We start from the raw sequence: 13,079 nt of genomic DNA, 5'->3' as shown, positions 1-13,079 counted from the left end.
GGGAGAGGGAAGTCGCTCACACCTCGGGAACTCGTGATGGCGTTCACGGAATCTCGTCGTAAGGTGTGGGAAACAACTGAATACCTCATCCAGAGGGGCTGAGGGATACGGCCCGTTGACGCCCCGGCAACCACCACGCATGTCTCGATGACGAGGCCGCCGCGTGAGCAGGTGCTAATTCCGTCCCCGTTTCGGCAGGTCGCCGCGGGGAAAGATGAGAGGGAAGGCCTCGATGACGTCTACCGTCAACGCACCCAGCGCTACCACCACCTCGCCCGCTCGTGGCCTCGTCTGTCGTGCCTGCGGCGCGGAGTACCCGCTGGCCGCGCAGCACGCCTGTTACGAGTGTTTCGGCCCGCTCGAGGTCGCCTACGACGAGGCGTCGCTCGCGCGGGTCACCCGGGCCCAGATCGAGGCGGGCCCGCAGAACATCTGGCGTTACGCGGGGCTGCTGCCCGCCGGGCAGGACCCGGCCACCCGGGTGAGCCTCAACCCCGGCCTCACCCCGCTGGTCAGCGCACCGGCCCTGGCCGCCGCGGTCGGCCTGCAGGCCCCGCTGTACGTGAAGGACGACTCGGCCAACCCGACGCACTCGTTCAAGGACCGGGTCGTCTCGGTGGCCCTGACCGCCGCCAAGGAGCTGGGCTTCACCCGGTTCTCCTGCGCCTCCACCGGCAACCTGGCCAACTCGGTGGCCGCCCACGCCGCCCGGGCCGGTGTGCCGAGCATCGTCTTCATCCCGGCCGACCTGGAGCCGGGCAAGATCATCACCACCGCGGTGTACGGCGGGGGCCTGGTCGCCATCGAGGGCTCCTACGACGACGTGAACCGGTTGTGCAGCGAGCTGGTCGAGACCGACGAGTTCGAGGACACCGCGTTCGTCAACGTGAACGTGCGGCCGTTCTACGCCGAGGGCTCCAAGACGCTGGGCTACGAGGTGGCCGAGCAGCTCGGCTGGCGCATCCCGGCCCAGGTGGTCATCCCGATGGCCTCGGGTGAGCTGCTCACCAAGGTGGACAAGGCGTTCACCGAGCTGGTCGAGATCGGACTGGTCGAGGCGCCGGAGGGCGGCTGGACGGTGTTCGGCGCCCAGTCGGCCGGCTGCAACCCGATCGCCACGGCGCTGCACAACGACACCGATGTGATCACCCCGGTGAAGCCGACCGGCATCGCCAAGTCGCTCAACATCGGCGACCCGTCCGCGGGGCCGTACGCGATCGAGGCGGTCAAGCGGACCGGCGGCTGGATGGACTTCGCCGACGACGACGAGATCCGCGAGGGCATCCGGCTGCTCGCCGAGACGACCGGCATCTTCGCCGAGACCGCCGGCGGCACCACGGTCGCCGTGCTCAAGAAGCTCGTGGCGAGTGGCAAGCTCGACCCGGCGAAGGAGACCGTCGTCTACAACACCGGCGAGGGTCTGAAGACTCTCGACGCCGTTGCCGGCCAGGTTGGACCGACACACACGATCAAACCGTCGCTGCGTGGAGCCCGCGAAGCTGGCCTGCTGGGATAGCTCTGTGTAACCGGCTGTCAGCCGGTTGTCGAAGATTCCCTCCTGGAGGGACTTGCGATCCGATCTCCGGATCGGCAGGATGCATGACGCGGGAGGACGCGACGCCGTACGAGGCCCCTCACCTGAGCTTGGCGACAATCTCCGAGGGACCCAACGACCCCAGTGCTGACCCATGCGGAGGCAGTGGTGCGTCCGTCCTCCCGACCAAATTCCTACCGCCGCTTCCAGCGGGCCGCCCACGGCCGCAGCGGCAGGTCCTCGGGATAGCCGCCGTCCTTCAGCCCGGCCCTGCGTTCGAAGAAGTTGCGGACGCCGTAGGACCTGGTCAGGGAGTACGACCAGCCGCAGGCCAGCCAGTAGGCAGGCCAGAAGAGCGGTCCGAGTACGGCGTACTGGCCGGCGTGCCGGCTCTCGTGGGCCAGCAGCGCCGCCCGCTCCTCGGCCAGCAGCCAGTCCGCGGTGCGCCGGGTGAGGATCACCGAGCCGACCGTGAAGCACGAGTTCGGCGGCACCCGCAGCCGGTATCCCTCGGCGATGATGATGCCGTCGCGGCCGCGCCGGACCCGGGCCCCGGACAGCAGCGCCAGCAGCAGGCCCGCGCCGGTGGTCCCGTTGATCGTGGTCAGGAAGGTGCGCGTGCGATGCCGCATCAGATCCTCCGCCGCATCTGCAGCTCGGCGAGCGCCGGGACGGTCGGGTGGCGCAGCCGGACCCCGGTGTCGGTGAAACCCAGTTTTTCGTACGCCCGGACGGCCCGATCGTTGCCGACCACCACTTCCAGCATCAGCTCGTTGCGCCCGGCCGCGGCGGACCAGTCGGCCACCGCGTCGATCAGCTGGGCGAGCACCTTGCCACCCCGGTACGCCGGAGTCAGGTACACCGCGAAGACCACGGTGCAACCCGGCTCGTCCGGGACGGTGGTCCCGCCGGCGTGCCCGATCAGCGGCCCGCCCGGGTCGGCGATGAACTGGGCCGTCTCCGGGCCGGTGGCGGACTGCCGGATCCGCTGCCGGTAGTTCTCGTGCGGACGGGCGGCCGCCTGGGCCAGTGTCTCCAGGAAGGCGAGGGGACTGTCCGCCAGCATCTCCAGGCGCAGCGCGCGCATCCGCCCGGTGTCCTCGGGGATGACCCGGCGCACGGTCCAGTTCTCCATGTGGTTCTCACTACCGGGCGGACGGCGTCGCGGCAACCGGCTTGGCGTAAAGAGGACGCCCGACCTGGGCCTCAAGATCTTTGCCGGGAAACCGCGGCCTGTTCGAGGGTTTCGCGGGAAGATGGGGTTTCTTGCACTCGCCATCGGAGAGTGCTAAACAAGTGATTGGCACTCGCGCCTGCTGAGTGCCAGCAGGTCGGGACGGTGGGGTTCCGGTCGCGGCGTCGCCATCGGCGCCGGGGCACGGAACCGGTCGTCGCGGGCTATCCGGCTCGGCCTGAGGACGTCACATCGCCAGGTGGTGACGTCCACAGACGTTCCTCAACGTGCGGAGAGCGGGGCCGAACAGGCCCGGCGCCGCGGATGTCCGGGAGGACAACGCCGTATGGCCAAGATCATCGCATTCGACGAGGAGGCTCGTCGGGGCCTCGAGCGGGGCATGAACCAGCTCGCCGACGCGGTCAAGGTGACCCTCGGTCCCAAGGGCCGCAACGTGGTTCTCGAGAAGAAGTGGGGCGCCCCCACGATCACCAACGATGGTGTATCCATCGCCAAGGAGATCGAGCTCGAGGACTCGTACGAGAAGATCGGCGCTGAGCTGGTCAAGGAGGTCGCCAAGAAGACCGACGACGTGGCCGGTGACGGCACGACGACGGCGACCGTTCTCGCCCAGGCCCTGGTCCGTGAGGGCCTGCGCAACGTCGCCGCGGGTGCGAACCCGATGGCCCTGAAGCGGGGCATCGAGGCCGCGGTGGCGAGCGTCTCCGAGGGTCTCTCGCAGCTCGCGAAGGACGTGGAGACCAAGGAGCAGATCGCCTCCACCGCCTCCATCTCCGCCGGTGACTCCACGGTCGGCGAGATCATCGCCGAGGCCATGGACAAGGTCGGCAAGGAAGGCGTCATCACCGTCGAGGAGAGCAACACCTTCGGCCTCGAGCTCGAGCTCACCGAGGGTATGCGCTTCGACAAGGGCTACATCTCGGCGTACTTCATGACCGACGCCGAGCGCATGGAGGCCGTCTTCGACGACCCCTACATCCTGATCGCGAACAGCAAGATCTCCGCGGTCAAGGACCTGCTGCCGGTCCTCGAGAAGGTCATGCAGTCGGGCAAGCCGCTGATCATCATCGCCGAGGACGTCGAGGGCGAGGCCCTGGCGACCCTGGTGGTGAACAAGGTCCGTGGCACCTTCAAGTCCGTCGCCGTCAAGGCCCCGGGCTTCGGTGACCGCCGCAAGGCCATGCTGGAGGACATCGCCATCCTGACCGGTGGCGCCGTCATCAGCGAAGAGGTCGGCCTCAAGCTGGACGCCGCTGACCTGTCCCTGCTGGGCCAGGCCCGCAAGGTCGTCATCACCAAGGACGAGACCACCATCGTCGACGGTGCCGGCAACGCCGAGCAGATCCAGGGCCGGGTCAACCAGATCCGCGCCGAGATCGAGCGTTCGGACTCCGACTACGACCGTGAGAAGCTGCAGGAGCGCCTGGCCAAGCTGGCCGGCGGTGTTGCGGTGATCAAGGTCGGCGCGGCCACCGAGGTCGAGCTGAAGGAGCGCAAGCACCGCATCGAGGACGCCGTTCGCAACGCGAAGGCGGCCGTCGAGGAGGGCATCGTCCCCGGTGGTGGCGTCGCGCTGGTGCAGGCCGGCAAGACCGCGTTCGACAAGCTGGACCTGACCGGCGACGAGGCCACCGGTGCCAACATCGTCAAGGTCGCGCTCGACGCCCCGCTGCGTCAGATCGCCGTGAACGCCGGCCTCGAGGGCGGCGTCGTGGTGGAGAAGGTGCGCAACCTGGCGGCCGGCCACGGCCTGAACGCTGCCAACGGTGAGTACGTGGACCTGCTGGCCGCGGGCATCATCGACCCGGCCAAGGTCACCCGCTCGGCGCTGCAGAACGCCGCGTCGATCGCCGCGCTGTTCCTCACCACCGAGGCCGTCGTGGCCGACAAGCCCGAGAAGACCCCGGCTCCGGCCGGCGCCCCGGGCGGCGGTGACATGGACTTCTGAGTCCATCAGTAACACCTGAAAAGGGCGGGTCGCCTCGGCGGCCCGCCCTTTTCAGCGCTCCCGCCGGGGTTCGGCCGGTTCAGTGCTCCCGCCGGGGTTCGGCCGGTTCAGCGCTCCCGCCGGGGTCCGGCCGGTTCAGCGCTCCCGCCGGGGTTCGGGCCGGCCGGCGAGCCAGTGCAGGGCGATTCCGGTGAGCACGGCGGCCGCGCCGTATCGGACCACGACGAGCACGTCGTGCCCGGTGAGGGGCAGGTCGCGGGCCGCAGTGACGTGCACCGTGACGGTTCCGGTGGCGGTGCCGCCCCGGCCGTCGCCGATCGTGTAGGTGAAGGTGTCCACCCCGGTGAAGCCCGCTGCTGGGACATAGGTGACCTCGCCCGCGGCGTTCCCGGTCGCTTCGCCGTGTGCCGGAAGACCCAAGTCGACGATGGTGAGCGGGTCGCCGTCCGGGTCCGAGTCGTTCCGCAGGGGCTGGAACGTCACCCGCTCGCCGGCGGTCACCATCGTGGCGTCGGCCGCGACCAGCGGAATCCGGTTCGGCGGGTTCGGCGCTGACGGCGGGGTCGTGGGCGTCGGCGTCGTGGCCGGCGGGCTCGCCGGCGGCAGCGTCGTTGTGGGCGGGGCCGGCGTCGGTGCGGTGGTGACCGGCGGCGGGGTCGGCGCGCTGGTCGGGGGGAGCGTCGGGAGAGGCGGCAGCGGGTCGCCGACCAGCACGACGATCGTCGCCTCAGCCGCGTTCCCGAACGCGTCGACCACCGTGTAGGTGAAGGTATCGGTCCCGGAGAACCCCGGATTGGACCGGTAGGTGACGGTTCCGTCCGCGTTCAGGACCACGGTGCCGTGTGCCGGCGTCCCGACGGAGACGATGGTGACCGGCCGGCCGGCGTTGTCGGCGACCGGGAGCGGGACGGCCACCGGGTCGCCGGGCTTGGTGACCGTCGCCCGGTCCGGCACCTTCGGCGGCGCGTCGACGGTGATCGTGACGTTCGCGGTGACCCGCTGCCCGGCATCGTCCTGGGCGGTGTATCCGAAGACCGCCGGACCGGAGAAGCCGTCCGGCGGGGTGAAGGTGACGGTGCGCGCCCCGTACGTCACGGTGCCCCGTGCCGGCTGGGTGACCGCGACGACGGTGAGCGACCCGGCCGGGTCGACGTCGTTGGCGAGTACCGGCACGATCACCGCACGCCGGTAGGGGGTGTCCTGGAAGTCCGCTACGGCCACCGGCCGCCCGTCGCTGACGGTCACCCCGACAACTGCCGTGCCGAGCCCGCCGGCGCCGTCGCTGACCGTGTAGACGAAGGTGTCCCGGCCGAGCCAGCCGGCCGCCGGGGTGTACCGGATCCGCCCGCCCGACACGGTCGCGGTGCCGTGCCCGGGCGAGCCGGGTGAAGCGATGACGAGCGTCTGGCCGGTGTTGACGTCGCTGTCGTTGGCGAGCACGTCGATCGTGACGGTGCGGCCGGTCAGCACCCCGCCCTCGTCCGGCCGGGCGATCGGCGGCGCGTTCGCCACGGTCACGGTGATCTGGCCGGTGGCGCGGTTGCCGAGGGTGTCGCGTACGTCGTACCCGAACGTCTCCACACCGGCGAACGCGGCGCTCGGGGCGTACCACACGCTCCCGTCCGCGTTGAGTCCTGCGGTGCCGTGTCCCGGCGTCCCCACCGAGACGACGGTCAGCGCATCCCCCTCCGGGTCGGTGTCGTTCCCGGCGACCGGGATGGTCACCGGCGCCGCCGGGCCGGTCGACGCCGTGTCCGCCACCGCCACCGGCGGCCCGTTGATGGTGATCGTCACCGCGCCAGTGTCGGTCCGTCCCAGGTCGTCGGTGAGCACGTAGGTGAACGTGTCCAGTCCGGTGTTGCTGCCGGTGGACCGGTAGGTGAGCGTCCCGTCCGCGTTCAGCGTCACCACACCCTTGGCGGCCGCACCGGCCGACGCCACGGTGAGCAGCTGCCCGGCGTTCGGGTCGGTGTCGTTGTCGAGGACCGCCAGCGGCGTGGCCACCTTGGGGTGGGCCACGAAGGCGTCGTCCACGGCGATCGGCGCGGCGTTGCGTACGGTGATGGTCAGCACCGCCGAGTCGGCCAGCCGCTCCGGATCCTCGATGGCGTAGCTGATCGAGTCGGTGCCGTAGAAGCCGGCCGCCGGCGTGTAGGTGAGCGTCCCGTCCGGGTTCCGGACGATCGTGCCGTGCGCCGCAGCAGCCACGCCGGCCAGGGTGAGCAGGTCGCCGTTCGGGTCCTCGTCGTTGTCGAGCACAGCGACGGTGACGGCCGTGCCGGTGTCGGTGGCGGCCGCGTCCGGCCGGGCGACCGGCGCCGAGTTGACCACCCCGATCGTCACCGCCGCGGCGGAGGACCCCTGCCCGTCACTCAGCGTGTATCCGAACGTTTCCGGCCCCCGGTGCCCCGCGCCCGGGGTGTAGGTGATCATGCGACCCGGCCCGATCGACACCGTGCCGTGCGCGGGCAGGGCGGTCACGGTGATCGTCGCCGGAACGCCGTTCGGATCGTCGTCGTCGTTGGCCATCACGTCGATCGCGAGCGGCACCCCGGCCTGCACGGTCACCGCGTCCGGCCGGGCCACCGGCAGCGCGTTCGCCACGGTCACGTCGATCCGCCCGACGTCGCTGCCGCCGTGCCCGTCGTCGATCGTGTAGTCGAACTGATCCGTGCCGGAGAAGCCGGCGTCCGGGGTGTACCGGATGGTGCCGTCCGGCTGGACCGTCGCGGTGCCGCGGGTCGGATTGGCCGTGCCGCTCACCCGCAGCACGTCGCCCGGATTGGGGTCGGTCGCCCACGGGCTCAGCACGGCGATGTCCAGGTACTGCCGGTAACCGGTGCTCACGACCCGGTCGGCGGCGACCGGGAGGGCGTTGCGGACGGTGACTGTGACGGTCGCGGTGGAGGCGGCGTGGCCGGTGTCCTCGGCGGTGTACGAGAACGCGGCGGTCCCGGAGAACCCGAGCGGCGGCTGGTAGAACACCTCGTTGTTGACGATCGACGTGCTCCCTGTGCCGGTCGGCGGCTGGTCGACCGAGATGATGGTCAGGTAGTCCCCGAAGAGGCTGTTCGGGTCGGTGTCGTTGTCGAGCACGTCGATCGACTTGCCGGTGTTGTGAGCGGTGTCCGCCACGTCGTCCGCCGCGGTCGGCGCGGCGTTCTCCACGTCGATGTAGACGTGGCCGACCGCCTGCCCGCCGTACAGGTCCTGGATCGTGTAGGTGAAGTGCGCCCGGCCGGTGAAGCCCAGCGCGGGCGTGTAGGTGAGCAGCGGACCGACCTGCAGGACCGTGCCGGTGCCGGGCGCCGGCTGGCCGGCCGCGACGACGAACGGCAGGTCGAGAGTGTTCGGGTCGCTGTCGTTGTCCAGCACCGAAATGATCACCGGGGTCCCGGCCCGGGTGTTCTTCTCGTCGTCACGCGCGATCGGCAGGGCGTTTGCCGTGGTCACCGTGGCAGTGGCGGTATCGGTGCCGCCGTTGCCGTCGTTCACCTCGTATCCGAAGGTGTCCGCCCCGGTCCAGCCGAGCGTCGGTGTGTAGGTGACGGTGCCGTCCGCCGCCACCACCGCGGTGCCGTGACCGGGCGCCGAGACGATCGAGACCCCCAGGCCACTCGCGGCATCATCGGGATCGCTGTCGTTGCTGCGTACGTCGAACGTGACCGGAACACCGTTCGTGGTGCCGGCGCTGTCGGCCACAGCCACCGGCGGCGAGTTCACCGCGACCGACGCGGTGCCGGTGTTGTTGCCGCTCACCGTGTCCCGCCCGTCCCCGGAGACGGCCAGCGTCGCGGTCGCGTCCGCCGCGGCGGCCCCGGTCACGGTCGCCGGGATCGTGACGTTCGCCTGGTGTGTGGCGAGCAGCGGCCCGAGCAGGCAGGTGACGACCTGGCCGGCCGCGGTGCACCCGGTCGGCAGGGTGTCCGGGGTGACCCCGGCGGGCAGGGTGAGGACGGCCCGGACGGCCGGTTCCGGATGCGGGCCGGCGTTGGTCACCGTCGCGGTCCAGGCGACCGGGCGCGGGGTGGCGGCGCGTTGCAGGTACGCCGGACTGACGGTGAGCGCGGCGGCCAGGTCGGCGTCCGGCTGGTTGACGGTGCTGGCGACGGTCCCGCCGACCGAGGCCACGGCGACGCTGGTGGTGCGGCCGGTGTAGCTGACGTTCACCAGGTTCGCGATGGCGTACCCGCTGGGGGCGCCGACGCCGACCCGCACCCGGAACGTGACATACGTCGTCCCCTGGTACGGAATGCTGCCTAATCGGAACACGGCTGTGCCGCCGCTGACCTCACCGCGGTCGCCGTCGACGGCGTCGCTGAACGCCGACCCCTGGACCGTCAGGCTGCCCGGGACGTACGTGGTGTAGACCGGGATCGCGTCGGCGAGCGTCACCCCGTCGGCGATGTCGTTGCCGTCGTTACGCACGGTGATCCGGTATTCGATCTCGTCGCCCGGCACCAGGACGCCGCCGTTGACGTCGGTCGCGGTGGCCGTGGTGACGATCTTCGGGGCGTACAGGTCGATGGCGATCGTGATGACACCCGGGTAGTAGGTCTCTCCGGCCGTGGTCATCGTCAGGGTGGCGCTGGTCGCCGCGTTGGCCAGCTTCCCGGACGCGTCGAACTGGTCGATGTCGACCCCGAACAGGTTCGAATAGGCCGGGTTGCGCCCGGCGACGCTCACCCCGCCGTCACTCACCGTGCTGTTGAAGACGTTGTTCGCCGGGTTGGCCGCGTCGCTCAGCGACTGCCCGTTCAGGCGCAGTCCGTCGCCGGTCTTGCCCAGGTCGCCCTCGTACGCGACCGCCCCCACCTCGGCGTTCACGATGCCGGTGTGCGGCGCCTCGAAGCCGGTCACCGGGATGTTGACGCTGCCCGACGCGATCGAGCCGAACCCGTCGTAGACCCGCAGGCTACGCAGGTCCTCGGCGGGATTGCGGTACGCGATGACCAGGGTCCAGCCGGCGTACCGGTCGGTGCCCCGCCCGGACTGGATGTTGGCCACCGCGTACACCCCGTTGCCGGCGCCGGCCACCAGTCCGGTGACGTCGGCGAAGCCCTGGTAGGCCCCGGTCGGGCTGATCGTGTAGAGGCTGGAGGCGGTGATCGGATGCCAGGTCGCGCCGGACGGCGTACGGAATAGGACCTTGTTCTTGTCCGGCGCGGATGGCGCCGCGGCACCCAGCAGCGCCCCCAGCGAACTGCCCGCGCTCGGGTCGGCGCCCCAGTACAGGCCGGCGAAGAGCACGCTGCTGCCGGCCGGCATGGTGATCGTCGCGTTGCTGTCGTTGAACGTCGCCGCGTCGCCGTCCGCGTCGGTGAAGACCATCGGATAGCCGTTGTCGTTCAGTTCCTCGTTGAGGCTCGAACCCGTGCCGTTGCGCGCCGCCGCGCAGGTCGGTGTGAGCAGATGCACCGGGCAGGTCAGGTTCGCGTTGCCGCGCAACATGATCGAGCCGTTCGCGTTGACGTCGAACCGGGTGGTGAACGGCGTGGTGATCGCCGCCTCGACCCGGGCCGGCGGCAGCATCGTCAGCATCACGGCCAGGACGAGCAACAGGATCCCGGCGCTCCGTCCGCGCACCCACTCACGCTAGGGAGAGCGAGTGGCCGGGCGGGCGGGAATCGGAAACGGTGGATCGCAGAAGGATTCCCTCGCCGGGGTGAACGGTCGGGGCGCTAACGTGGGACGGGTGCGTGATCCCTCCGTCTCCCGCTACTCGGCCGGCCGGCTCTCTCCGATCCGCCGCACGGCCGATCTCCGGCGGCTCCGTGACGAACAGTTCGACGTCCTGGTCGTCGGCGGCGGCGTCACCGGCGCCGGCGCGGCGGTCGACGCGGCCTCCCGCGGGCTGAAGGTCGCCCTCGTCGAGGCCCGTGACTTCGCCGCCGGCACCTCCAGCCGGTCCAGCAAGCTCATCCACGGCGGCCTGCGCTACCTGGAGCAGCTCGAGCTGCACCTGGTGCACGAGGCGCTGACCGAGCGCGGGCTGCTCGCCACCCGGCTGGCCCCGCACCTGGTCCGCCCGGTGCCGATCCTGGTGCCGCTGCCGGCCGCGGGTGTGCCCCAGCGGGTGTGGCAGCGGGGCTACTACGGGCTCGGCGTGGCGGCGTACGACGCCTTTGCCGGCATCTTCGGCTCCGGCCGCGGCATGCCGCTGCACCGGCACCTGAGCCGGGACGGCGCCCGCCACCTCTTCCCCAGCCTGCGGGCCGACAAGATCAGCGGCGCGATCCGCTACTTCGACGGGCAGATGGACGACGCCCGCCTGGTGGTCAACCTGGCCCGGACCGCGGCCAGCCTGGGCGCGGCCGTGGTCACCAGCGCGCGGGTCACCGGCTTCGTGCGCGAGGCCCGGCAGGTGGTCGGGGTCAAGCTGCGCGACCTGGAGTCACCCGGTTCGGAGGAGTTCGAGGTTCGAGCGAAGACGGTCGTCGCCGCCACCGGAGTGTGGAGCGACGACATGTCGGAGATGCTCCGCGACGTGGGCGTCCGCCCCGGCCTGCGGGTCCGCGCCTCCAAGGGGGTGCACCTCGTGGTGCCCCGCTCGGCGATCACCGGTGAGGCCGGCCTGATCCTGCGGACCGCCACCTCGGTGCTCTTCGTGCTGCCCTGGGGCGGGCACTGGATCATCGGCACCACCGACACCGACTGGCAGCTCGACCGGTCCCACCCGGCCGCCTCCGCCCGCGACATCCGGTACCTGTTGGACCAGGTCAACACCGTGCTGGACCGGCCGCTCACCACCGACGACATCGAGGGCGTCTACGCCGGGCTGCGCCCGCTGCTCTCCGGCGAGGCCGACTCGACCTCCAAGCTGTCCCGTGAGCACGCCGTCGTCGAGCCGATGCTCGGGCTGATGCTGGTGGCCGGCGGCAAATACACCACCTACCGGGTGATGGCCGCCGACGTCATCGACCGGGCGGTGCGCCGGCTGGGCGGTCCGGCACGGCCGTCCCGCACCGATCAGCTTCCGCTGCTCGGCGCGGACGGCTACGCCGCCGCGTGGCGTGACCGGCAGGACATGGCGAGGCGGCACGGCGTCACCACCGGGGTGGTCGAGCATCTGCTGGAGCGGTACGGGACGCTGACCGTACATCTTCTGGCGATGATGGCTGCCGACCCGGCGCTGGCCGCCCCGCTCGCCGGCGCCCCGGAATACCTCGCGGTCGAGGTGGCGTACGCCGCTCTCGCCGAAGGCGCGCTGCACCTGGACGACGTGCTCACCCGGCGTACCCGGATCTCGATCGAGACCGCGCACCGGGGCGCCGAGACCGCCGCGCACGCCGCCGAGGTGATGGGTGAGGCGCTCGGCTGGGACGCGACCGTGCAGGCCAAGGAGATCGAGCACTACCTCGCCCGGGTGACCGCCGAGCGCCAGTCGCAGACCATGCCGGACGACGCCACCGCCGACGCGGCTCGGCTCGGCGCGGCCGACGTCCGCGGGCTGGCCGCCGACCGGCACGTCGAGCTGCTCGAGATCGATCTTTGATCCTCGTCGACGAACCTCGCTGGCCGGGTCGCGGCTGCCTCTGGTCGCACCTGGTCAGCGACGTGTCGTTCGACGAGCTGCACGCGTTCGCGGAGATGCTCGGCGCGCCGCGGCGGGCCTTCGACCGGGACCACTACGACATCCCGGAGTTCCGGTTCCGCAGCGCGCTCTGGCTGGGCGCCACCCTGCTGCCGTCCCGGGAGCTCGCCGCCCGGCTGCGGGCGTCCGGGCTGCGCCGCCCGAAGCATTTGAGTCAGGCGAGTTCGTCCAGCTCGGCCTGAAGGTTGGCCCGGGCGCGCGACTCCCACTCGTCGTGGATCGGGGCGAGGCGGTAGATCGCCGGAAGTCTCAGCAGCTCCTGCAGCACCTGGGTGCGGCCGGCGCGGAAGGCGTCGTCGGGCACGTGGGCGTACTCGCGGCGGATCGCGCTGGTGTAGTGGGCGTACCGGTCTGCCGCACTGGCGAGAATGGCCAGGTCGGCGTCGCAGAGCAGCTCGCCGTCCGGGTCGTCCTCGCCGGTGGCGTGACCGGCGGTCAGCCCGACCAGCCGGGCCACCTCGCCCGCCACCTCGGCCGGCGCGCCCAGCGTCAGCAGCAGCCCCTCGGCGAACTCGGCGCTGTCCCGCTCGTTGGCGTCGCCCAGCGCCCGCGGGTCGTAGACCGCGTCGTGCATCCAGGCGGCCAGGCGTACCCGGTCGGGGTGCGGGGCCAGCCCGGCGAACTGGTCCACCACGTCGAGCACGGACGCCAGGTGGCTCACGTCGTGGTAGTGGCGCTGCGGCTCGGTCCAGCGGCTGAGCAGGTGCTGCGCGGCGGCGTCCAGGTCGGCGTCGCTCGCGGTGGCGCCGGCGCCGCGCGCCGCCGCCCGGAAACGATCGGGCAAAGATGTCACCTCAGCATCCTGGCA

The 13,079-nt window shown here is 71.3% G+C and carries 8 protein-coding genes and 1 riboswitch; of the genes, 4 read left to right on the top strand and 4 right to left on the bottom strand.

The window, feature by feature from the left end:
* Positions 1 to 82: 82 nt before the first annotated feature.
* Positions 83 to 221, top strand: a riboswitch (SAM riboswitch).
* 11 nt (positions 222 to 232) lie between these two features.
* On the top strand, positions 233 to 1,516 hold the full coding sequence (gene thrC, locus OHA21_RS36390) for a threonine synthase (RefSeq protein WP_328462864.1): 1,284 nt from the start codon (positions 233 to 235) through the stop codon (positions 1,514 to 1,516).
* A gap of 212 nt (positions 1,517 to 1,728) precedes the next feature.
* Here thrC and OHA21_RS36385 read toward each other — a convergent pair whose 3' ends face one another.
* Both OHA21_RS36385 and OHA21_RS36380 read right to left on the bottom strand, forming a co-directional pair.
* On the bottom strand, positions 1,729 to 2,166 hold the full coding sequence (locus OHA21_RS36385; RefSeq protein ID WP_328462862.1) for a hypothetical protein: 438 nt from the start codon (positions 2,164 to 2,166) through the stop codon (positions 1,729 to 1,731).
* Positions 2,166 to 2,669, bottom strand: coding sequence for a GNAT family N-acetyltransferase (locus OHA21_RS36380; RefSeq protein WP_328462860.1), 504 nt, complete (start codon positions 2,667 to 2,669; stop codon positions 2,166 to 2,168). Before OHA21_RS36380 ends, OHA21_RS36385 begins: the two co-directional genes overlap by 1 nt.
* A gap of 385 nt (positions 2,670 to 3,054) precedes the next feature.
* Between OHA21_RS36380 and groL the strand changes: the two genes are divergently transcribed.
* On the top strand, positions 3,055 to 4,677 hold the full coding sequence (gene groL / locus OHA21_RS36375) for a chaperonin GroEL (RefSeq protein WP_328462858.1): 1,623 nt from the start codon (positions 3,055 to 3,057) through the stop codon (positions 4,675 to 4,677).
* A 135-nt stretch (positions 4,678 to 4,812) separates the two neighbouring features.
* Here groL and OHA21_RS36370 read toward each other — a convergent pair whose 3' ends face one another.
* Positions 4,813 to 10,263 carry an Ig-like domain-containing protein gene (locus tag OHA21_RS36370; RefSeq protein ID WP_328462856.1) on the bottom strand — a complete coding sequence of 1,817 codons (5,451 nt, stop codon included), beginning with the start codon at positions 10,261 to 10,263 and terminating at the stop codon, positions 4,813 to 4,815.
* 109 nt (positions 10,264 to 10,372) lie between these two features.
* Here OHA21_RS36370 and OHA21_RS36365 point away from each other — a divergent pair, with 109 nt between their 5' ends.
* Together OHA21_RS36365 and OHA21_RS36360 are read left to right on the top strand one after the other, a co-directional pair.
* Entirely contained in the window at positions 10,373 to 12,172 is a 1,800-nt protein-coding gene (locus OHA21_RS36365) for a glycerol-3-phosphate dehydrogenase/oxidase (RefSeq protein ID WP_328462854.1), read from the top strand.
* Positions 12,169 to 12,453 (top strand): DUF4031 domain-containing protein, encoded by a 285-nt coding sequence (locus tag OHA21_RS36360; protein WP_328462852.1) that lies wholly within the window; start codon positions 12,169 to 12,171, stop codon positions 12,451 to 12,453. Before OHA21_RS36365 ends, OHA21_RS36360 begins: the two co-directional genes overlap by 4 nt.
* Here OHA21_RS36360 and OHA21_RS36355 read toward each other — a convergent pair.
* On the bottom strand, positions 12,426 to 13,064 hold the full coding sequence (locus OHA21_RS36355) for an HD domain-containing protein (protein WP_328462850.1): 639 nt from the start codon (positions 13,062 to 13,064) through the stop codon (positions 12,426 to 12,428). The genes OHA21_RS36360 and OHA21_RS36355 overlap by 28 nt on opposite strands.
* Between the last annotated feature and the right edge of the window lie 15 nt (positions 13,065 to 13,079).

It is taken from the genome of Actinoplanes sp. NBC_00393 (assembly GCF_036053395.1).
In the GTDB taxonomy this organism is placed as follows: domain Bacteria; phylum Actinomycetota; class Actinomycetes; order Mycobacteriales; family Micromonosporaceae; genus Actinoplanes.
The sequence above is the reverse complement of the archived record's forward strand: the minus strand, read 5'-3'. Positions and strand labels throughout refer to the sequence as shown.